This window comes from Paenibacillus farraposensis, assembly GCF_020736845.1.
In the GTDB taxonomy this organism is placed as follows: domain Bacteria; phylum Bacillota; class Bacilli; order Paenibacillales; family Paenibacillaceae; genus Paenibacillus; species Paenibacillus farraposensis.
In genome coordinates this window covers 1-21,446 of record NZ_JAFFQR010000056.1, presented here as the reverse complement: position 1 = coordinate 21,446, position 21,446 = coordinate 1, and the positions used below count along the sequence as shown (strand labels likewise).

Below are 21,446 nucleotides of genomic sequence, written 5' to 3'. Positions count from 1 at the left end.
GGCCAATCGGCACCGATTCCGTTTGCAATCCGGTAATCGCATGCGTGGTGGAGAAGGTCGTATTTTCCGTTGGCCCATAGCCATTTATGATCCGCAGGGACGGATGAGCCTCCAGCACCCGGTTAATATGCGGTACGGACAGCACATCCCCGCCGACCACTAGCTCCCGTATCCCCTCGAACAGCTCCAGATCCTGCTGGGACAGCTGATTAAAGAGCGGCCCCGTCAGCCACATCGTGGTAATGCCATGGCTGCGCACGGCTTCCTTCAGCTTCGGCGCGTCCAAAATGACGTCCTGGCTCACCAGCACCAGCTGGCCGCCGTTCAAGAGCGCTCCCCATATTTCAAAGGTGGACGCGTCAAACACAACGGCACCGGTCTGCAAAATGCGCGTGTCGGCATCCAGTTGTGCATAGTTTGTATTTTTCACCAGACGCACGACATTGCGATGCTCCACCATCACCCCTTTGGGCTGCCCCGTCGTCCCTGAGGTGTACATCAAATAAGCCAGTCGCTCCCCGAATTTACCTGCTTGCAAAATCCCATTTTTCGGATTTACATAATGGGTATGATCCGTATGATCAGACTCGGTTTGCTCCCTTTGTACGGAATTTAAGCCCTGGGCCTCCTCTGTCTCATACACTGCGGCATCGCTCAGATCGAGGACGATTCCGTCGTAGTCATCCGGCTGCTGCTCCGCACGCTGCACTAGCAGCAGCTTCGCGCCTGAATCCCTGAGCAGGTAGCGTACACGCTCTGCCGGATAATCCGGATCGATCGGCACATATGCGCCGCCCGCCTTGAGAATCGCCAGCATGCCGACGATCATATCTGTGGAACGCTCAGCGACGATACCTACCGTCTGTTCAACGGTCACTCCGTAACCACGCAGCGTGTGAGCTAGCCGGTTGGCCTGTTCATTCAACTGCCCATAGGTTAAGCGGCTGCTTCCAGATATAATCGCTGTTTGATCCGGTGTACGCTCTGCCTGTTGCTCGAACAGTTCATGAATCCCTGCATCTTGTGGATATTCGACCGCTGTAGCATTGAATACATCCACAATTTGTGTCCGCTCTTCGTCACTAATCAGCGACAATTCCTGTATCCGCTTCTGTGGTCCTTGCACCATATGCTTCGCCACACTTAGGAATTGCCGAATAATCCGGGCAATCTCCTGCTCGCTGAACAGCTCTGTACGATAATCCAGGTACAGCACAAGCTTATCGTCATCCAGCATTTCTACCATGTGAATATCAAAATCATTCACCGTATCGCCGCAAAAATCGTTGTCCACCTGCAGAACGGCTTCGTCAAAACGGGAGAAACTCAGCGTACGATACTGAATAGAAGCGCCGAACAGGCGCTGGATATCCAGACTGCTTTGCTGTTCACGCAAATCCTGAATGATTTTGTTGTACGGATAACGCTGGTGCCGCAAAATGGACGACTGTTCCTTACCCACACCCTGGAGGAAGGTCAGCAGCTCGGATTCCGGCTCAACCAGCAGGCGCGTAGCCACGGTGCTGACGAACATGCCAATCGTGTCTTTTTCCTTCTTCGACGTACGGTTGGCATACAGTGTACCCACTGTTAAATCCTCTTCCCCCGTCACTTTGTGCAAATAAATATACAGGGCGGCCAGGAAAAATGTAAAAATACTGATTTTGTGCGTTTCGCAAAAAGCGGTAACACCACGATACAATTCATGATCCAGTACATAGCTTTCCCGGCGTGCAGCCGTACTCAGCGACAACGGATTGTATGATTTTAACCCGGTAGTCTCCGGCAAGTCGGCAAACTTCTCCGTCCAGTATGTCTTGTCCTTTTCATAGCGGTCCGATTGCTCATAGCTTTGCTCCACTTGAATAAAATCCAGATACGGATTCGCTTTAGCTGGTGTATCTTTATCGGTGCCATGCACAATCTCCATGTAATGCGCGGTAATTTCATTCACAGCTTGATTCATGGACACACCGTCTGAAATAATATGGTGCATCTTGAAATTAAACCAGGTTTCTTCCGGCCCCAGCTGTAATATAACAAACCGGTACAGCTGCGAATCCAGTAATGAGAACGGCTGTGGATTATGACGTTGTAACCACAGACCAGCTTCCTCCGGGGTAACCTGGAGCGTTTCTATAGTTTGAACCGTATATGGCTCTACATATTGATATGGAATACCATCCTGAGCAGTGATTTTGATGCGAAAAGAATCGTTGTTTGCAATAACTTGGTTCATTGCCTGCTGCAATGCATCTATACGAACAGTTCCTCTGATTTTAACCGTTGCAATAATCGTGGACGTGTTGCGATTGGGATACAGAAGTTCTGTATACCAAATACGTTGCTGTGGCTGGCTTAATGAAAACAATTGAATATCATGCTGAGTCATACGTCTCTCTCCTCAAAAAATTAGTATTGGTCAAAAGAAACTTCGCATCTTTATGCGGTTTGTTCCTCAGGATGCTTTCGATATTGGAGCTCATACAGTTCCGCATATTGACCGCCCTTGGCAAGGAGCTGGTCATGGGTCCCCTGTTCTTTCAGCTCACCCTCGGCAAGAACACAGATGGTATCCGCCTGCTCAATCGTAGACAAGCGATGGGCAATGACGAATGTCGTGCGATTCTTCATCAACTCATTTAAGCCCTGCTGGACTTCGAACTCCGATTCTGCATCCAGCGCCGAGGTCGCTTCATCCAGCAACAAAATCGGCGCATTTTTGAGCAAAGCACGGGCAATTGCGATCCGCTGCCTTTGACCACCGGACAAATTGGCTCCACGTTCACCGACAATGGTGCCGTAACCCTCCGGCAGCTCGGCTATAAAGCCGCTGGCATAGGCCGCTATAGCCGCAGCCTCTACTTCCTCATCCGTGGCATCCGGTGACCCAAAGCGGATATTATCCGCTACTGTACCGTGGAACAGCGTAGCCTCCTGCGGGACATAGGCCATCAGATTCCTGACCTCGTCCAATCGGTATTCTCCTGCCGGACGACCGTGGACCCGCAGCACTCCCTCATCCGGCGGATAAAAGCCCAGCAGCAGCTTCATGACCGTGCTTTTGCCGCCGCCACTCGGACCGACCAGCGCAGTTACCTGCCCTTCCGGCACGATCAGGCTCAGCCTTCGCAGCGTCGGACGGCCCGGCTGATAGCCGAAGGTGATGTCGAGCAGCTCCAGTGCTGCTGGAACGTGTTCCATAGTGTGGTCACGGCCCGGGCTCAAGGTCTCGACATCGCTATGAACCCTCTGAGGACCACGGTCTGATGCAACAGCCGCCTCCGGGCCGATAAGCCCAGCCTGCGGCTCCTTTAGTTCCGCCGCAGGAAAGTGCACCTGTTCCTTCGGCTCATCCAGAATTTCGCGAATACGGGCCAGCCCCGCCAAAGAGTTTTGCAGCAATGATACAGCCGTCCCCAGCTGTAAAAATACCGTAGAGATGCCGCTTTGCAGCTGCACAATCTGTCCCAGTACGCCCAGCTCCATTTGCTTCTGCAATACCAGAATCAGTCCGGCGACAAGCACACCGCCCAGGGTAATGAATTCAATGAGAAAATTGCACATATCCTGTAAGCCCATATGACGTCCCTGCCGGAGGCTAATCCGGTTGATGTCCTCACTTGCATCATTGCACAGCCCGCCTACCTTTTTCCGTAGTCCAAACAGCTTTACCATCTGCAGACCAGAGAGCAAATCACTCAACCGTTCCGTGAACCTGCTCATCCGTCCCTGTAACTCTTCGCTTGTCTGTCGCATTTTTTTAGCGAAATGAGAATTGACCCAAGCTGAGGCCAGCCCCAGTAAAACCGCCATAACCCCGAATCGCCAATCCAGTACCATCATGATGATCAGCGAGCCCAAAAAGAGCGAAATTTGCAATATAATCGAGCGAATATGTTCGGTGAAAGCCTGCTCCAACGTCTGTACATCGTTTGTCATGCGGGATACCAGATCACCTGAATGGCGTTTTTCGGTTTTTTCATACGATAGCTTGACAATATGTCCGAATAGCTTTAATCTCACGCCAGCAATCGCCAGCTTCACACACCGCTTATACATGTAGCTGCACAGCGGGGAAATAAGGCTTAATGCCAAAAATGTGCCGCTAACCAGATAAATCGCCTGGTACAGCTTCTGCACCTCACCTTCAACCGTAAAATTCAGCAATAAATGCACCACAAAGGAAAGTAAAATCGAAATGCTCGCATTGGTCAGACTGTTGCCAATCAAGCCGGTAAAATACCACTTCTGATGCGGCTTCATCAGGGACATCAGCTGCTTGAACTCATAAAACCCCTGCTTGAAGGTCACGATGCTCACTCCTTTCCTCTGACATGGATTGGCCGTTTTCCCCCGCATGCTGTTCCTCTTCGAAATTTTGCAAATACAGCTTTCGGTACATACCGTCACGTCCCAGTAATTCCTCATGCGTTCCCGATTCCACAATGCTCCCCTGATCGAGTACAATAATCCGGTTCGCCTGGCGGACGGTTGACAGTCGATGAGCAATGACCAGTACCGTCCGGTTGTGCATTGCCGCATTCATCGCGATCTGCACCTGAGCCTCCGACTGGCTATCGAGGGCTGAGGTAGGCTCGTCCAGCAGCAGCAGCGGAGCATTTTTCAGCAATGCTCTTGCGATGGAAATACGCTGCTTTTGTCCACCGGACAATCCGCCTCCGCGCTCGCTCAAATGGGTTTCATAGCCCTCGGGAAGCTGAACAATAAAATCATGCGCATGTGCCGCTTTCGCCGCCTCGACTATTTCTTCGCGAGTCGCCTCCAGACGTCCATATCCGATATTTTCCGCAATCGTGGCCGGAAAAAGCGACGGCTCCTGAGATACCATCGAAATATGGCTGCGCAGGCTTGTTAAATTCCAATCTGTCAGGCTTTTTCCAAATAGCTGAACAGCTCCGGCATGCTCCCCCGGTTCATTAAATCCGCAAAGCAGCTTGAAAATTGTGCTTTTGCCGCCACCGCTGGCGCCGACGATCGCCACCGTTTCTCCTTGTCCTATCTGAAAGCTGATATCCTTCAGCACGTTGTTCCCTTCACTGTAGCCAAAGGTCAAATGCTCGAAGCTGACCACAGCAGCAGCAGCGCCGCTTTCTGTTACTCCTGCCTCGCTTGCACTAGCTTGATTCGTTTGGTTGGCTTCTCTATCTGCGTCGTCTTCCAAACGAAGGTCCTTATCCCCCCGTTCCTGACCGACTGAGATCATTTCGCCACCCTGACGCTCATCCGGCCAATCCAGTACCTCAAACAAATGCTTTGCCGCTCCTCCTGCTTCCTTCATTTGCGAGATGATCAACGGCAGCATGGCAACGGGCTGCAAGATAAACGAAATCAGATATAAAAACAGGACAATGCCTCCGGCGTTCAGCTCTCCATGCTGGATCAGATAACCTCCATACACAATCACCAGAATAATTGGCGTTGCCAGCATCATCACACCTACCGGAGTGATGGAAGCATAGCGTTTTTCCAGTCCCAGGCCGCGCTTGACGACCTCCTCCATGATCACCATATACTTTTCTAGCAGCACAGCCTGCATATTGAATGCCTTGACGATAGGAATTCCTCCGATCGCATCCTGCCCCACCGTATTCAAATAAGCGATTTTCTTTTGAAGCTGCTCGGAATATTTTTCAATTGGCTTGCTCATTAGCGAGGTTATGATCATTCCTGCAGGCATGAGCGCAAGACTTGCCAGAATAAGCTTCCAGCTTGTCATTAAAAGCAGCGTTAGCGATGCTGTAAATACAACCGGTAAATAAAACAGGTTCGCAAACTGCTGGATAAAAAAGTTCTGTAATATCGCCGTATTGTTCGTAAGACGGGATACCAGATCTCCAGTGAACTTTCTCTCCATCCTGGAAGCCGGTAAATCACAAAACTTATGTACGAGGCCTCCTCTCAAGTCACGCATAGCGTTGACGCTAAATCGCGTCGAAGCATACCTCATTACAAACTTACTGGGCATTCCAATCAGCGTCATACCAACAACCAGATAGATCATATTCTGAGTGGAGGAAAATGTCCCCTGTGCCATCTGCTCGATGGCCTTACCCAAAATAATGTCTATAGATGCCAGACATAAAGAGGCGAACACCGTTATGAAAACCCATAGATTATACGGTCTTACATAACGCACCAATCTCCGAAAAGCAGAATTAGATTGAAACAAGGGCATCCCTCTTTTTCGTTGCTCACACCTTCACAGTGCAAGCTTTTTAAAATAAGCATTTTGCATTAATCCAACAAACGGCTTTCAACGCACAATAGGTAAATAAAAACGCTTCCAATATGTCTATATATCGGCCTTGGTGCTGGCCCTCATCGAATGCTGCAAGATGCTGAAGCGCAATCGACATGGTGAGATAAACTCTGGCTCTGGATGTATAAATGTCTGAATGAAATAAAATCGTTCCTGAATTATGCTGGGAATAGATCATGGTGGTAGTTGACTGTTGAATGGCCGTCAAAATGTTATTAGCGTAGTAGATCGTGATGTGCGGGTCGTTTAACTCTGCTTGAATCGTGGTTGTAGGGTATTGGTGCTGTGAGATCCATAAGCTGTGGCAGCGTGGTTCAGAACTGGAGATGCGGACAGAATGTTCACGACTGCGCTTATCACTTCTTGCTCCTGCTCATGGATAAAAAAGTGATTGCCTTCAAACATTCGCACATCTATAGGCGAAGTGGTGTGCTGCTGCCAGGCATGGAGTGAGTCCGTGGTCACCTCAAAGTCCTGAGTGCCCCCAAAAACGGTCATCGGACAGCTCAGTGGATTCCCCGGCTCACAAATATATGTCTCGCATGCCTTAAAATCAGCGCGCAGACGGGGCATAATAATTTGCATTAATTCTGCATTTTGCAGTACTTCTTCGGGTGTTCCCTGCATCAAACGAAGTTCTTCGGTAAAAGATTGGTCTGCCAGGTCGTGAAGTTGTTTTTTGGAATACGGAAGATGTGGTGCGGATTTAGCGGATACGATGATATGGACGGGCAATATTCCTGTTTGGCTATACAATTGCCGTCCTGTTTCAAATGCAATCAGTGCTCCCATGCTGTGTCCAAAAAAAGCAAACGGCTTATGTATGTAGGGAGCCATAGCGGGAACCAGGGATTGTACGATTTCCTGAATGGAATCCATCGGTGCCTCTATTGAACGGCTTTCACGTCCCGGAAGCTGTACGGGCAGCAGAGTAATGTCGGGCGCAAGTCTAGATTTCCAGGAAGTAAATATGGAAGCGCCGCCACCGGCATAAGGGAAGCAGAATAGTTGGAGCTTCTCCGCCGGATGGACTGCGGTTTTCGTAAACCAGGATTGTGACCGGGTTGTCATATGAATTCCTCCATCCTCTATGCAGTTCAGGATTTTACAGTAAATCCTTATATCGCTTTTTTTCTTCCAACACTTTCTAGCTGTTTTTAAATATACAAACTTTAAAACCACTTGGCATGGGACAAAAGGACTAATTTGAGATCGTGCATAAAAATAAAACAAAAACCATATTATCCCATATTCTTTCAAGCTATAAAAGCAACATTTTCACTTTTGACATGAATCCTCTGCCCGTTCTAATCTATTATTTTGATTTAAAACGAGCTTTCAGATTTTCTTGAATTTTGTAAAAACAAAATTATGCTGATTTCCAATAGAGGATAAAAGCCCTATACTACAACGATTTTGCCTTTACATGCCATTAACATAAATGTAACAAATTTATCCTGATATCATCCAACAGAATCCAAGCCTTTTTTTGCAATCTCCCTTATCCCACTATTTTATCGTGTTAAATTCAATCCAGTTCACGGCAATCGAAATTAATTGCTCTTTAATTTTCTTATAAAAATTGTTATTTTGTAGTTCTTTAGAACTAATTTTCATGTAAATTTTTTTGGCTCTCCCTCTGGAAATTTTAGCTCAGATTGAATTTTTTACTACTCAGGCTATGAATTTTCTTTTCAAACTTAAATAGAAACGTTTTTATCCACCTTCAAAACTGTCTATTTATGTCGAATTTATATTTTAGTTATCCTCCTTCTGCAAATGGCAAACAACCGGAAACGCCAAACAGCAAGTCCCCCAATAGGAGAGACTTGCTGTTTGTAAGCTTATTATGAGACGCGGTCTTAGACGTGATTGTGAATATCTTAAGAGGATACGGCTGCAGCGAGCGTACCGGAAGCGTCTGATGTGTGGTGAATACTGCGCACAAAGCGAATCGTTTTTGTTTCCGAATGCATCACGACCGAATGTGTTTCCGCTCTGTGACCAGGGAGAGAACGAACCCCCTGTAACCACTCGCCAGGTGTCACACCAGTGGCCACAAACATCACACCTTGGCGTCCAACCATATCAGTCATGGACAGCAATGCGCCTGGGTCCATAATCCCCATACGTTTGCAACGCTCAACCTCTTCTTCACTGTCCGGCAGCAGACGCCCCTGGATTTCTCCGCCCATGCATTTCAATGCTGCCGCGGCCAACACACCCTCAGGAGCACCGCCGGAGCCGATATGCAAATCTACGCCGTTATCCAGGCATGTTTCAATGGCCCCCATCACATCGCCGTGACCAAGCAGCTTGATCCGAACACCGCTTTCCCGCAGGAGTTTGATGATTCCTGCGTGCCGTGTTCGATCCAGAATGGATACTGTAAGATCGGGCAAGGATTTGCCCAGTATCCGTGCGGCTTTTGACAATGTAGCCGGGATCGGGTCGTCAAGTGACAGCTTTCCAGCCAAGGCCGGGCCAACGGCCATTTTTTGCATATACATATCTGGTGCATGAAGCAAGTTTCCACGAGGTGCAGCCGCAATAACCGAAAGAGCATTGTTCAGACCGTTTGCCACCGTTTCGGTTCCTTCCAGCGGGTCAACAGCAATATCTATAGCCGGTCCTCTGCGATTGCCTACTCTTTCCCCGATATACAGCATGGGAGCCTCATCCATTTCTCCTTCGCCAATGACGACAATCCCGTCCATGGACACCGCATTAAAATGAGTGCGGATGGCCACCGTAGCCGCCTCGTCCGCGCTGTTCTTGTCGCCGCGTCCTGTCCATTGCGACGATTGCAGCGCTGCCGCTTCTGTTACCCGAACGAATTCCAATGCCAATTGACTCTCCATACCTATCCCTTCACCTCTCCTAAAAAAAATTGTTACCCATAGGCAAATCATTATTTTTGGGGCAGCTCTGCTGCCCATTTATTTATTTAAATTTATTTATTTAACTTTATTTATTTAACTTATAGCTGCTCTTAGGTAAGCAGCTATTTTTAGGCAGCTTTGTTGCTGTCTTTATTTATCTTTTTATATAATCTCCTATATCCTACGGCCGATCCTTCTCTTTTGAGCAGCTTGGCTGCTATATTTATCTATTACACTCCTGTATCCTACGGTTAATCTTTGTCTATATAAGTTTCTACGCCACTATAGCATTCTGATAATCAAGCCTGCGGTCTCTTCGATTGCCTTATCTGTGACATCAATGACCGGACAGTTCAGCTCCTTGAACAAAGATTGCGCATACGCAATCTCCTCCTCGACCCGCGTCGATGTCGCATATTGCACATTGTTAGGAAGCCCCATCACCTTAAGGCGCTCGCTGCGTATTTTTAACAGCAGTTCCGGCTGAATCGTCAATCCGAACACCCGGCCGGGCTGTACATCCTTCAACTGCGCAGGCGGTGTCAGCTCCGGTACAATCGGAATGTTGACCGTTTTATAGCCCTTATGCGCCAGGAACATCGATAACGGGGTTTTGGAAATACGAGATACCCCAAGCAATACTATATCCGCTTTGAGAATGGCACTCACATCTTTGCCATCATCGTACTGAACCGCGAAATCCAAGGCTTCCACACGGCGAAAATAGTTGTCGTCCATTCGATGCAGCAGACCGGGCTTCTCTTTGGGATCATTATGGAACGTGTCGGCAAACGCCTGCATCATCGGCCCCATGATATCGACAGCCCGTATATTCAGCCGGACTGCCTCCTCTTTCATCGCCTCTCTCAATTCCGGCTGAACCAGCGTATAAGCGACGAACCCTTTTCGCTCGGCGACCTCCTCCATCACCCGGCTTAGCTCATCTTCATCCCTTACGTTCATAAATCTTTTGATCTCTGTGTCCGGTAGCTCAAATTGGCGCATGGTCGCCTGTACGACAGCTTCCGCCGTCTCGCCAACCGAGTCTGAACAGATCGCTATAAAATGACTGCTCGCCTGAACCATTCGATTCCTCCCATTAATCCTCTGCTACCATATCGAGCAACATTTTAATAATATTCGTTTTCGTAATGCGTCCCACGACTTTCCAGTGCTCTCCTGGTTTGTCAGAGTCAGAAGGGACGACGACAGGCAAGCTGTCGATTTGATGGGCGATAATCTTGCGCGCCGCCTCCAGAACGGTATCCTCCGGGGAAACCGTGACCACATTCGCCTGCCGGGTCATCACGAGACTGACAGGGATGGTCGCCGCATTCGGATTTCCCAACGTAACCTTGAGCAAATCCTTGCGGGAAGCCACCCCCGCCAAATCGCCATCTTCATCGGTGACGATCAAATTGCTCACGTTTTCCAAAAACAGTGCCACTACAGCTTCCTGAATCGTAGTTGTCTCACGTACAATAACCGGTACCCCATGAAGATCACCGACCTTCATTTGCATCAGCCGGAATTTTTCCTCCCGGTTCGGCGTACCCCGCTTTCCGACAAAATAACCGACCTTAGGCTTAGCATCTATGTAATTGAGGATGCCTAGCTTGGATAAGTCGGTCCGAATGGTCGCCTTGCTGAGATTAAGCATTTCCGCAATCTGATCACCGGTAATCGGGGCATGCTTTTGCACGATATTTAAAATTTCTATTTGCCTTTCCGTAAGATCGATGATGAACGCCCCTCCTTTTCTTCATGCTATCTGATATTGTATATAATACGTCATATATAATTTTAAATCAACTTATAAAAAGCATATAAAACATCACATATAACAGATTAAGGCGGTTATTCATATTTTTTTATCGTTTAAAACACTTATTGCACATAAAAAAGCAAATACTCCACCAGACTTTTTCAGTAAAGTGAAGTATCCGCTCCCTATTCATATCTTAAAGCATCAATCGGACGCAGTTTGGATGCCTTCCGCGCCGGATAGACACCAAATAGCACACCGACACCCATACAGCACAGAAAAGAGTACAGCACCGGCTCCATCGAATACACAATCGGCATATGGGCGAATTTTTCGAGCAGCTTGGCGCCTCCAAGGCCCGCCATTACACCAACCAAGCCACCCATCAGACTGAGAAAAACAGCCTCAGCCAGAAACTGCAGCATGATATCACTGCGCTGCGCACCAATCGCTTTGCGAATACCGATTTCTCTCGTCCGTTCCGTAACAGATACCAGCATAATGTTCATAATACCGACACCGCCGACGCCAAGCGCAATCGCAGCCACTCCGATCAGCAGCATGTTCATAACCTTGTCTACCCCGGTTACGGTTTCCAGAATCTCCGTCTGTGTCGTAATCTGAAAATCATCCCCATCCGAAGGCTTCAGCTCATGCCGCACCCGCAAGGTTTGCCTGATTTCATCACGCGCCTGGTTAATATTCTCCTCCGTTGTCGCAGACGCATCAACCTGTTGGATGCTCATATTTCCCAGCCGTTCCATCCCTGTTGTAATCGGTATATATACCTGCTGCGAGCTGTTATTAAAATTGGAGTTGGAATTCGCCAGCAGCCCGACCACCTTGAACGGAAGCTGTTTGATCATGATCGTCTCGCCGACGGCCTTGGATGTATCCGGTCCAAAGATATTTCGGGCCGCATCGCTCCCCAGCACTACCACGTTCAATCGCTTGTCCACTTCATAATGAGTAAACGATCTCCCCGAAGCAAGTGACAGCTTTTTCACATGGACAAAAGCCTGGGAAGTTGCTTCAATCTGTCCGCTGACCTTATTGCGGCTCCACGTAATATCCGCACTGGTCATGGCACTTGGAGCAACATCAGCTACTGATTTTTGCTGCTCCAGCGCTTGAATATCCTTAAGTGAAATGCCTTTGGGCTGCTCAAAGGACAAAGGGCTGGAACCATCATACGGCGCATAAGGATAGATCATGAGCAAGTTATTTCCCATACTGTTAATCTGCGACGTAATGGTTGCAGTAGAGCCTTTTCCAATCGCTACGATGGCAATGACAGCAGCCACTCCGATAATAATGCCCAGCATGGTCAGCAGGGAGCGCAGCATATTGGCTCGCAAACTGTTAAGTGATACCCGGATTATTTCCCGAAATTTCATGTTTTCACTTCCTCTGCTGCCATTCTCCGTTTCCCGACAGGCTGATCCTCTTCAATCCGTCCGTCGCGAAAATGAATGAGACGCTTGGCGTATTCAGCAATCTCCTGGTCATGCGTAACCAGTACAACCGTCTTCCCCTGATCGTTCAGACGCTGAAAAATCTCCATAATTTCAACGCTTGTTTTGGAGTCCAATGCGCCTGTAGGTTCATCCGCCAAGAGAATGACCGGATTGTTCACAAGTGCCCTCGCGATGGATACCCGTTGCTGCTGGCCTCCTGACAGTTCGTTAGGCTTGTTATTCATTCGATCTCCCAGTCCCACACTGGTCAGGGCCTCCATCGCCCGCAGGCGGCGTTCCTTGGCAGACACGCCTGCATAGACCATAGGCAGCTCCACATTCTCCAAAGCCGTTGCCCGCGGGAGCAAATGGAATTTTTGAAAAACAAATCCGATTTTTTGATTGCGTATAATAGCCAGTTCATCCTCACGGGCATCCAATATCGAATAGCCATCCAAATAAAATTGTCCCGATGTAGGCAAATCCAGACAACCGATCACATTCATCATCGTTGATTTTCCTGATCCGGATGGTCCCATAATGGCCACAAAATCACCGTCGGCAATGTCAAGCTGCACCTCACGCAAGGCATGAATCTCCTGACCGCCAACCTGATACACCTTTTTCAGCTTTTCAATTTGAATAACAGTTCTCATACCTGTTTAAAATCCTCCCTGCATGCCGCCCATGCTGGAAGGGTCGGGCGGTGCTTCAGGAGCCGGGATGACAATCGTGTCACCCTCCTTTACACCTGATTTCAGTTCAACCTGGTCCGGTGTATAAAATCCGAGCTCTACGGGCTTGAAGGTGCGTGCCCCCGGATTCGCAGGATTCGCAGCGAGATAGACGCCATCCTGCCCCCCTTCGGATCGCAGCGCAGTCGCAGGTACATACAGTACATTTTTATGTACCCCCAAAATAACAGCCACATTCATAATCATACCTGTTTTAAGCTTGCCCTTCGGGTCATGAACGGACAGCTCCATCAGATATGTGGTCGTTCCTTCTTCCGTAGATGCTTCCGGGGAGACGAATTGCACCTTGCCCGGAAACGATTCGCCCGGATAAGCACTGGTGGACAGCACCGCCGAAAGACCCTTTTTCACCTTGACGATATCAGTCTGACTTACTTTCACAACCACCTTCAGATTGTTGGAATCCGAGTTATTCATCACAATAAACGGAGCCGTCGGGCTGGTCCCTACATCCCCGTTCACCTTTAGGACCACTCCATCCCACGGTGCAGTGATCTGGAGCTTATTAAGCTCATTTTTTTTCTGCTCCAGCTCCGTCGCCAATCTTCGAACCTCAATGCGCGCCGATTGAATATTGGAAACATCAGCCGGAACCTGGGCCTTGTGAAGCTCGGCCAATGCTGTGCGGTAGCCGATCTCAGCCTCTGCGATGCTGTGACGCTTTTGGGACATGATTTTGCGGAATTGTAAATCCAGGCCATCATAGTCTGTTTGTGCTTTATCGAGCGTTTGCTCTGCCTGCTCCAATTCACTGTTTGACACCGCTCCGGCGTCATGTAAAAACTTTTGGTCTTCATATGCCTTCCGTGCCTGCTCCAGCTGCTTTTGGGAAGTCTTCTTCTGACTTTTGGCCTCTTCCAGCTCAAATGATTCTTTGGCCGTATCCATCGCCATTTTGGCCCGAAGCACGTTAGTCTTCTGTATTTCAATATCCTCCGCTTTCGGCCCTTTCTCCAATTCAGCCAGCTTGGATTTGGATATTTCCAAATTATCAGTCGCACTTTGGATCTGCATTTTGATTTCAGAGCTGTCCAGCAGCGCCAGCACCTGTCCCTTTTTCACCCTGTCCCCGGCTTTCACGTGTACCGCTGCCAGCTTGTTTTGACCAGCGCTCGTGAAGTTCAGATTCACTTCCTTGGACGCTTGCACGGTGCCGGACGTATCCAGCTTCTCACTCACATCCCCGCGCTGCACTTGCAGTGTCTCGTCCTGAACCAGCGGTGCAGCCTGCTCTTTGGGCAGATTCATGTACACTGCCGTTCCGCCCCCGCCTGCGACCAATAGAACGATTGCAGTCCAGATCCATTTCTTTCTCCGTTTTCTACGTAATTGGATTAAAGCATCGTTTAAAACCGTCTCTGCCAACACCGTTTCCTCCCTATGTGCTCCATGGCTTGTTCAATGTGTACTCATTCTGATTCAACTCAATCGCCAGTTCTTCCATTTGCCGCTCAATTTGATCCACCTTCAACTGGCTGTTTTTCAGCTCCAGCTCAATAATCAAGCCTCTGGCCCACTTTTTGCGTGACAGCTCCAATCCCTCTTTGGCGGTACGCAGATTCTCTTCCAATTGCAAGTATTTTTTTTGATTGTCTTTGAACGTCGCATAAAGATTGCGAAGGGATTCAGCAAAATCCTTTTGTCCCTTGTCCAGCTCTTCCTTGGCGGTATCGACATCCAGCTTGGCCAGTTCATAAGCACCCGCGCCGCCGTTAAAATCAAAATATCTTACATTGAGCTCCGAGGTCTTGATGTTATCTTCCAGCTTCCACAAGTTCGGATTCATATCCATCAGCTGCTGTATATGTACTTCAATATCCAGTTTCTTCGGTTCTTTGTACACAGGACGATCCGCCAATTCATAGACTGTCCCGTTCGGTTGTCCTATGAGGAAATTCAAGGCATCCCGTGCTTTCTGGAGCGCGGTTTTGCTCTGTTCTACGGTCTGCTGCGCCTGGATTCTAGCCTGTGCGCTTTCGTTTTTCGCATATTCTGACAGCTTCCCGCGGGCAAACTTGGCGAGCGCAATCTTTTCCTCCGACTGTGCAATTTCAAGCGCTTCCAGATCATTTTTCACCTGATTCTCTGCTGCAAACACGCTTTGATAGGTTTTCATCGTATTAAAATAAAGCTGGTCTTTGGCGTATTGGGCCTGCTTTTTGCTGGCTAAATAAGAGAGCGTCGACGAATTATACTTTCTCCAGGATGATTCATCGCCAACATATTCACCGTCTATCAAATCAACATGAGCATTTCCCAGGTCCTTTTCCGCATTCTTAAACTCAATTCTGCGACGCTCTAGATCGCGCTCGGCAGAACGCGTGTTATAGCTGTTGGTCTGTGCCCATTCCACTGCCTGCTTAAGCGTCAATGTGGGCAAAGCCTGACTCGTTGTAGTGACTGTCTTTGATATAACCGCAGCAGATGAAGTACCTGCCGTACTTGTTGCTGTATTTGCTGCTATACTTGCAGACGCACTAGCGGCTTGTACGGTCGAAACCAGACCTGCTGATAAAGACAATACAAGCAGCGTGGCAGCCGCTTTTTGCTTCATGGATTCATTTCTCCCCTTTCGGTGGATGTTCGCATCCTGTCAAATGGCATTCGACATAAATTTCCACTATCTACCCGCAATCTATTGTACTTTCCGATTTATGAAGGAACAAGGTGTAAAAACAATACATTTTTGTAACCTTTCCTTTTGCGTCGTTCATGTTCAGCCCCCTCCATGCATATGAAGAATATTAGATTCAGTCCGTTTTTACCTGAACTTTACCTGATTTTCAGCTAATTTTAAGGAAAATAACAGAAACTATTAAGGTTTTGGGCATATACTAGAGAAAGAATAACAGCCGCTCACTAGGAGGGTTAATAGATGATCAAAGAATCTCGCATGACAACGACTAACGAACCGTCTGATTTGTGGATGACCCGCTTTTTACGTGAATCGGAACAGCAAAAGCTGCAACTGATCCGGGAAGCGCGGAAAAATAACGATATACCGCTGATAAACAGCATATCTTTTCATCTTGCCCAGCGGAATCAGCAGCATCTGATTGGATAAGCCAATCGGCGAATCCTATGCTAAATGAACGGACATCCCTGTTTGCCTACATGATGTGCCGGATTAAAAAGAGACGGGACAAATCAAGCTAACGATTTGTCCCGTCTCTTTGGTGATGATCCTATCCTTGCTCGTTCCTCGTCAATTCTTCCATCTCCGCCTGCGGATTATAAAGATATCGATCCAGTGGAATACGTCCGTTTGCATTAAACTGTATGCCCTCTTCTTCTAAATACAGGCGCTGCAGGGATGCGGACTCGTCCTCCTGCAAAGCAATCTCGCCCAAGCGGTTGACAACCCGGTGCCAGGGCAGCTTGTGTTTCTGGCTTAGTGAATGCAAAATGCGCACTACTTGTCTTGCCCCTCTCGGGCTTCCGGCTTCTGCTGCAATTTGCCCATAGGTCATTACTTTCCCCTCAGGGATCAGCAATATAATTTGAAGCACACGGGCAGTGAAAGGCTGCATACTCTGATTCCTCCGCATAACTATTTGCATTTTCTATCATTATATCACTCTCGTTGTTTTTCGAGTAGGATGTACGTGGACGCTCGTGTGGACGCTTCGCAAACGGGCCGTTTCGGATGGCTTCGCCTTGCCCACAATCTACTAAAGCAAGCCGCGAAGCAAAAATGAAGAGCAGCGCTCCTCCAATAATGGGAGAGCGCTGCTCTGCTATCTATTTACGGTTTTTAAAGCTCAGAATCCGCTCAAGCCCTGTCTTTTTAAATCCTGCGCCACCAATCGCGCCAGCTCCCTTGCACCTGCAAAATTTGGATGAAGCGTGTCGCCGTTCATATACAGGGCGAGCGTAGCCTCCTTGCCAATAGAGGTGAAATAAGCTGAGCTAAGTACATTCAGATCAACCAAAGGCGTGTGTTCCTCTTGAGCCAACGCCAAAATAGCACTTCTATACCATCTGTTTTCAGCGTTGTGTACGTTGTTAGCATTAAAGTCCGTGGCTCGGCCCTGCGGCGTTGACAGGATGACTGTCGCTCCCTTTGCCTTGACCTGACGGATCATATTCCGCATCCATTCCTTGAACTCTGCTTCACTTTCATTATGCTTTGGATTGGTATCATTAATGCCCAGCTGGAGGATGAAATAATCTCCGGGCTTAATATATTTGACAATGGTCTCCAACTGACCATCCTGATGAAAGCCTCTGGCAATTTGCCCGCCTGACGCCATGTTGCGGATTTGGAACGTATTCGTATTTACAAATTCCGGCAGCAATTGTCCCCACCCGGCCTGCACACTGCTATCAAGCGGATAGTAGTTGCATACAGTCGAATCCCCGCCGATATAAATGGTTCGATTGGTGGCCGGACTGCTGGACAATTGCCTGATTTCCAATGCACTGAGTGTAAAGGCAGCTCCCACTTTTCCTTCTGTCACCAGCAGATTCAGTTGTCCATCGGTTACTGGAATTTGAAAGCGGTCCCTGGCTCCGTTCCCTGTCATATTGATGACCTGATATACACCCTCGGCAGCAACACTCGAACGGGAAGTATTTCCTAACGTTACCGATACCTCATACAGCCCGGGAGGAAGATCAACATTAAAGGTGTTCTCGCTTTTTGTTCCGGTAGTCATAAATTGTACCGCATCACTAGCCACTCCAGTCCCCGATGCACTGACATTGCGAATATTCTTAGGCGTACGAAAGCCATACCCGCGTGATGAGTCATAGGCAAGTGAAGCGCCCACTCCGGTATAACCTGCTTCGACCCGACCTCCGCCAAAATCAAACTTGTACACCCCAGTGGCTGCATACGCAGATGTAGCCACGCCCAGCCCTGGTACACCGCATAAAAAAGCAGCTAAAAGCATACCAGTCAATCCTTTTTTCCAAGTCAATCTGTATTCCCCCTTCAAATGGTAAATTGTACACAAGAATATCTCAAATTAACCTTGTAAGCGCATACATTAGGTGCACCACATATTTACATACTTGTACCTATTATATCTCTATGCAAAAGAAAAGCAGCTTATTCGCTGTAATTACACAAATTTAAAAAGGCAAAGGTACAGCGGCAATTTTGCTTCGAACTAGCTGTAACGCAATACTATATAAAAAAGCTCAGTCCCATTTTATTGTTAAAGGAGCAAGCTTCGTGGATTAATTGTCTTCTGAATCTTCATTCCATAATTGACCAAACTCTTTGTCCGTTAATCCATCCTCTTTTGTATGAGGGGCATAATAATGTCCATTAGGGTCAATAAGATATCTAACCTGCGCCTCTGCATCAGAGATCACAATGGTATACTCATCATCTGCTTCGAATATGGTTGGTATTATACTTACCATTACAAGCCAAACAGGAAGATTGGAATCATCAAATTGAGTATAAAATTTTGCAGTACCTTCCTTTGTACTATCTATAGTTCCAGAAAGGTTATACTTTTCCCTGTAGTCCTCAGCTATTTGCATAGCTCGTTCTGCTGTGAGATGTTTGCTTATCTTTTCACTCATTTTTTTCAAAACCTTTCCAGTCCGGTGGGGGCCATTCCCCGTTTCTTAATTTATAAATATATTTTTGTGAAAAGAGAATTTCACCATCATTAAATAGCCCTTTGTTTTTCATGATTTCATTATAAACAAATTCTTCTCTATCAAGAGTGCTTTGTTGTAAATAGTTATCCTTCCCCAGTTCCTTCCACTGTTTGGCATGATAGGACTCATGAATTGCACTCAAATTTGTAGGTTCTTTTCTCAAAACTATTTCTCCTGTAGCTGGATTAAAACCAGCCGCAGCACTTTCAGGCAAAATCTTATCTTTCTTATCAATCAAAACTTTTATATCCAGTGCATCCATTTCTTTTTTAAATGACTTCATTTCACTCACATTCATAATTCTGTGTCCAGTTGGCGTTACCTTTCTCTGACCACTTACAGGCATCTCTTCCCACGATTTCAAATCCAGATCATAGCCTTTGGGAAATGGTCTTATCTCGACGAATAGCTAAAACCTACTTTAAGTAAAAAGTACATAGCTCTATTACCCTTATCTAGTCTAGAATTTACTAGCTTCCCTCGTTTAAAATTCATGACGAGAGTTCCGACGTTCTCAATTGGTGCTGTAATAACCGTTCTCTTTTTATCCATACGAGTGTAATGGAACATACTAACCAATCCCCCGCGCCGCCTGGCCTCTTTAAAAACGTTGTTAGTCTCCTTCTCTGCTTGTAACGAATCCCGAACGTGTACATACATGATCCAGGTGCTAATTGTACAGAAGAGTGGAATCAAGACAATCAGAGGCATTGCATGATCAATTAGAGCTTGCACAAAGGTGCTATCCCTTTCAAAAACGAACAAAATTACTCCTAACAAAAGGACCATAGAGCTTAAGAATACTTGAATCTTAAAACATGGAACAGATATTCGATATGCAAATTCGAGAAGTGAATGAGTTTGAAGTTGTTGCAAATGTCTCCTATCTACTCCTGCTTGTTTTTGTTATCTCCTAATTGGTCATTCATATTAAGAAGAATACCTATTATTATCGATCCATAGAAATAAAGTGCACTAGCGTTTGGTCCTTCAAAAATATTAATACCCATTGCTCCCAAAATCCAAGACAGTACCCATACACCAACGAAGGTGCCAATAATATAGATTGCAATCATAACTGTTCTCCCTTCAATTCATGATTATCCTTATATAATATACCCAATTAAAGGATGAATATATGTTTAGTTCGTAATAATAAATCCTCCAACCATTCTATGAATGATTGAAGGATTTATTCGCTATGATTCTAAAAAATTTTAAATCGTAAAATTAAAGCGACCATAATAGTCAGTTTTGCCAGACCCACTAAAGGAGATAACTCCATAGCTTAAACTAATGTTTGTAGTAAATGTAGGCAGGGTTCTATGTGAATATCCTACTGCAATAGCTGTATTAATCCCTTTGGATGAAGTCGCATATCTTAATTCTTGACGTCCCAGCCACTTTGAACTGTAGTATTCCCGCCAGCTTTCATATCTACCAGCCAAGCTGTACCGCTGACTTCTTCTTTATCAACTGGATTCGGATAAGTATTCCTATCCACAGTATGTTGTCCATTTGGAGTACCCGTAGGAGTGGCATTAGACTGCCAAGCCATTGCTAAATTATCTGTGTAAAAATTAAATGGACTGCTAGCCCATCTATAAGTAGCATAAACTTGATAGACTCTTTCTCTTCCGTTGTTAGATGTGCCTGAGTACACAGCATAACCGGAAAGAGTAGGAGTCGGACTAGCAGCAAGCTTATTAATAGGATATCGGTCAGTTACTTTATTTCCTTCTTCATCCGTAATGGTAACAGTAGTGGCTAATTCTTGAGCAGCTACCTTTTTGCCGTCTTTAGAAGAAATATCTCTTTTCATCTCAATTGGCAAAGTAGAAATTTCGGTTGTATCAAACCCCATTTCTTGCAAGTGCTCATCAAGTGTACTCTCGCTAACAGATGAGGCATCGGATAATGCAGGAATAATCCCCTGATCAACTTCATTGCTTGCTTGAGCTCCCACTGACGTTAATAAACTAAAAAACATAAATAACGACAATATGTAGGACAAAAAAATGAAAATACGATATACAGATTTGCAACAAATTTCATTTGTACAAGTAATATATTACCATATTTTGAATAATAAGGATCATGAAAATTGAACGGGTGAACACGTTGAGTGACGCGTTAATGACAAGAAATTTAGACAGTCTGGGGAGAATTGTAATCCCTATAGAAATAAGAAGGAGACTTGGTATTAACAATGATACTCCAATGGAGTTTTTCATTACGGAGAATTCCATCGTCATGTATCGAGTGGGTAATGAACAATGTCTTCTATGCGGGGGAACCAAGCAATTGATACAGCATAAAAATTCTTATGTATGTATATATTGCGCAAATAGTCTTAAAGGTAGTCCAATCCCAGAAGCTCATCTGCCTTCTACAACAGGAGATATTCAGAATGCATCTGATGCACAAATGGTTAAGCTATTACTAGACCTTATGAAACAATATCCTGGCGCATCGATGAAAACCTATGCTAAGTTGATGGAAATATCCCCAACTTATGCATATTTCCTTGAGCAGAACTCCTGCAAAAAATGTTTTAGCAATTTTTGATTCTATCATTTTTATCCTCCATTCATTCTTTCCTTTTTTCTATTTCTTTTTTTTGAAGAAATCGAACTTAATCACATAATCAAAGAGAGAGATAATTACAACAGCTCCAAGTGGAAT

At 46.6% G+C, this 21,446-nt stretch carries 19 protein-coding genes; 2 read left to right on the top strand and 17 right to left on the bottom strand.

The window, feature by feature from the left end:
• The 11 genes from JO375_RS08725 to JO375_RS08675 all read right to left on the bottom strand — a co-directional run.
• On the bottom strand, window positions 1-2,392 hold a 2,392-nt coding region (locus JO375_RS08725; protein ID WP_229524099.1), incomplete at its 3' end, for a non-ribosomal peptide synthetase.
• Window positions 2,393-2,442: 50 nt separating this feature from the next.
• The gene (locus JO375_RS08720) at window positions 2,443-4,314 is read right to left on the bottom strand and encodes an ABC transporter ATP-binding protein (RefSeq protein ID WP_229524098.1); all 1,872 of its coding nucleotides are present in this window, start codon (window positions 4,312-4,314) and stop codon (window positions 2,443-2,445) included.
• Entirely contained in the window at window positions 4,289-6,193 is a 1,905-nt protein-coding gene (locus JO375_RS08715; protein WP_229524097.1) for an ABC transporter ATP-binding protein, read from the bottom strand. The genes JO375_RS08720 and JO375_RS08715 overlap by 26 nt, the downstream gene beginning before the upstream one ends.
• 336 nt (window positions 6,194-6,529) lie before the next feature.
• A complete protein-coding gene (locus JO375_RS08710) occupies window positions 6,530-7,354 on the bottom strand; it encodes a thioesterase II family protein (RefSeq protein ID WP_229524096.1) in 825 nt (274 codons plus the stop codon).
• Window positions 7,355-8,166: 812 nt separating this feature from the next.
• Window positions 8,167-9,144, bottom strand: a complete 978-nt coding sequence (gene glpX / locus JO375_RS08705; protein WP_229524095.1) for a class II fructose-bisphosphatase — start codon at window positions 9,142-9,144, stop codon at window positions 8,167-8,169.
• A gap of 303 nt (window positions 9,145-9,447) precedes the next feature.
• On the bottom strand, window positions 9,448-10,251 hold the full coding sequence (locus JO375_RS08700) for a pyruvate, water dikinase regulatory protein (protein WP_229524094.1): 804 nt from the start codon (window positions 10,249-10,251) through the stop codon (window positions 9,448-9,450).
• Between the two features lie 13 nt (window positions 10,252-10,264).
• Window positions 10,265-10,885, bottom strand: coding sequence for a helix-turn-helix transcriptional regulator (locus JO375_RS08695; protein WP_025717757.1), 621 nt, complete (start codon window positions 10,883-10,885; stop codon window positions 10,265-10,267).
• Between the two features lie 230 nt (window positions 10,886-11,115).
• Complete coding sequence (locus JO375_RS08690; RefSeq protein WP_229524093.1) at window positions 11,116-12,327, bottom strand: ABC transporter permease; 1,212 nt, start codon at window positions 12,325-12,327, stop codon at window positions 11,116-11,118.
• Complete coding sequence (locus tag JO375_RS08685) at window positions 12,324-13,043, bottom strand: ABC transporter ATP-binding protein (RefSeq protein WP_229524092.1); 720 nt, start codon at window positions 13,041-13,043, stop codon at window positions 12,324-12,326. The genes JO375_RS08690 and JO375_RS08685 overlap by 4 nt, the downstream gene beginning before the upstream one ends.
• Before the next feature lie 6 nt (window positions 13,044-13,049).
• Window positions 13,050-14,507 (bottom strand): efflux RND transporter periplasmic adaptor subunit, encoded by a 1,458-nt coding sequence (locus JO375_RS08680; RefSeq protein WP_229524091.1) that lies wholly within the window; start codon window positions 14,505-14,507, stop codon window positions 13,050-13,052.
• Between the two features lie 13 nt (window positions 14,508-14,520).
• Window positions 14,521-15,696, bottom strand: a complete 1,176-nt coding sequence (locus JO375_RS08675) for a TolC family protein (protein ID WP_229524090.1) — start codon at window positions 15,694-15,696, stop codon at window positions 14,521-14,523.
• A gap of 321 nt (window positions 15,697-16,017) precedes the next feature.
• Between JO375_RS08675 and JO375_RS08670 the strand changes: the two genes are divergently transcribed.
• Complete coding sequence (locus JO375_RS08670; RefSeq protein ID WP_229524089.1) at window positions 16,018-16,206, top strand: hypothetical protein; 189 nt, start codon at window positions 16,018-16,020, stop codon at window positions 16,204-16,206.
• A gap of 121 nt (window positions 16,207-16,327) precedes the next feature.
• On the opposite strand, the gene JO375_RS08665 is transcribed toward JO375_RS08670, so the two are convergent.
• The 6 genes from JO375_RS08665 to JO375_RS08640 form a co-directional block, all read right to left on the bottom strand.
• Window positions 16,328-16,672, bottom strand: coding sequence for an MGMT family protein (locus tag JO375_RS08665; protein WP_229524088.1), 345 nt, complete (start codon window positions 16,670-16,672; stop codon window positions 16,328-16,330).
• A gap of 231 nt (window positions 16,673-16,903) precedes the next feature.
• Window positions 16,904-18,064 (bottom strand): rhamnogalacturonan acetylesterase, encoded by a 1,161-nt coding sequence (locus tag JO375_RS08660; RefSeq protein ID WP_229524087.1) that lies wholly within the window; start codon window positions 18,062-18,064, stop codon window positions 16,904-16,906.
• Between the two features lie 262 nt (window positions 18,065-18,326).
• A complete protein-coding gene (locus JO375_RS08655; protein ID WP_229524101.1) occupies window positions 18,327-18,680 on the bottom strand; it encodes a hypothetical protein in 354 nt (117 codons plus the stop codon).
• Complete coding sequence (locus JO375_RS08650; RefSeq protein ID WP_229524086.1) at window positions 18,673-19,125, bottom strand: zincin-like metallopeptidase toxin domain-containing protein; 453 nt, start codon at window positions 19,123-19,125, stop codon at window positions 18,673-18,675. The genes JO375_RS08655 and JO375_RS08650 overlap by 8 nt, the downstream gene beginning before the upstream one ends.
• A gap of 523 nt (window positions 19,126-19,648) precedes the next feature.
• Window positions 19,649-19,837: a hypothetical protein gene (locus JO375_RS08645; protein ID WP_229524085.1), complete on the bottom strand. Its 189-nt coding sequence runs from the start codon at window positions 19,835-19,837 to the stop codon at window positions 19,649-19,651.
• Between the two features lie 305 nt (window positions 19,838-20,142).
• Window positions 20,143-20,775: a hypothetical protein gene (locus tag JO375_RS08640; RefSeq protein ID WP_229524084.1), complete on the bottom strand. Its 633-nt coding sequence runs from the start codon at window positions 20,773-20,775 to the stop codon at window positions 20,143-20,145.
• A gap of 83 nt (window positions 20,776-20,858) precedes the next feature.
• Between JO375_RS08640 and JO375_RS08635 the strand changes: the two genes are divergently transcribed.
• Window positions 20,859-21,329, top strand: coding sequence for an AbrB/MazE/SpoVT family DNA-binding domain-containing protein (locus JO375_RS08635; RefSeq protein ID WP_229524083.1), 471 nt, complete (start codon window positions 20,859-20,861; stop codon window positions 21,327-21,329).
• Window positions 21,330-21,446: the final 117 nt, after the last annotated feature.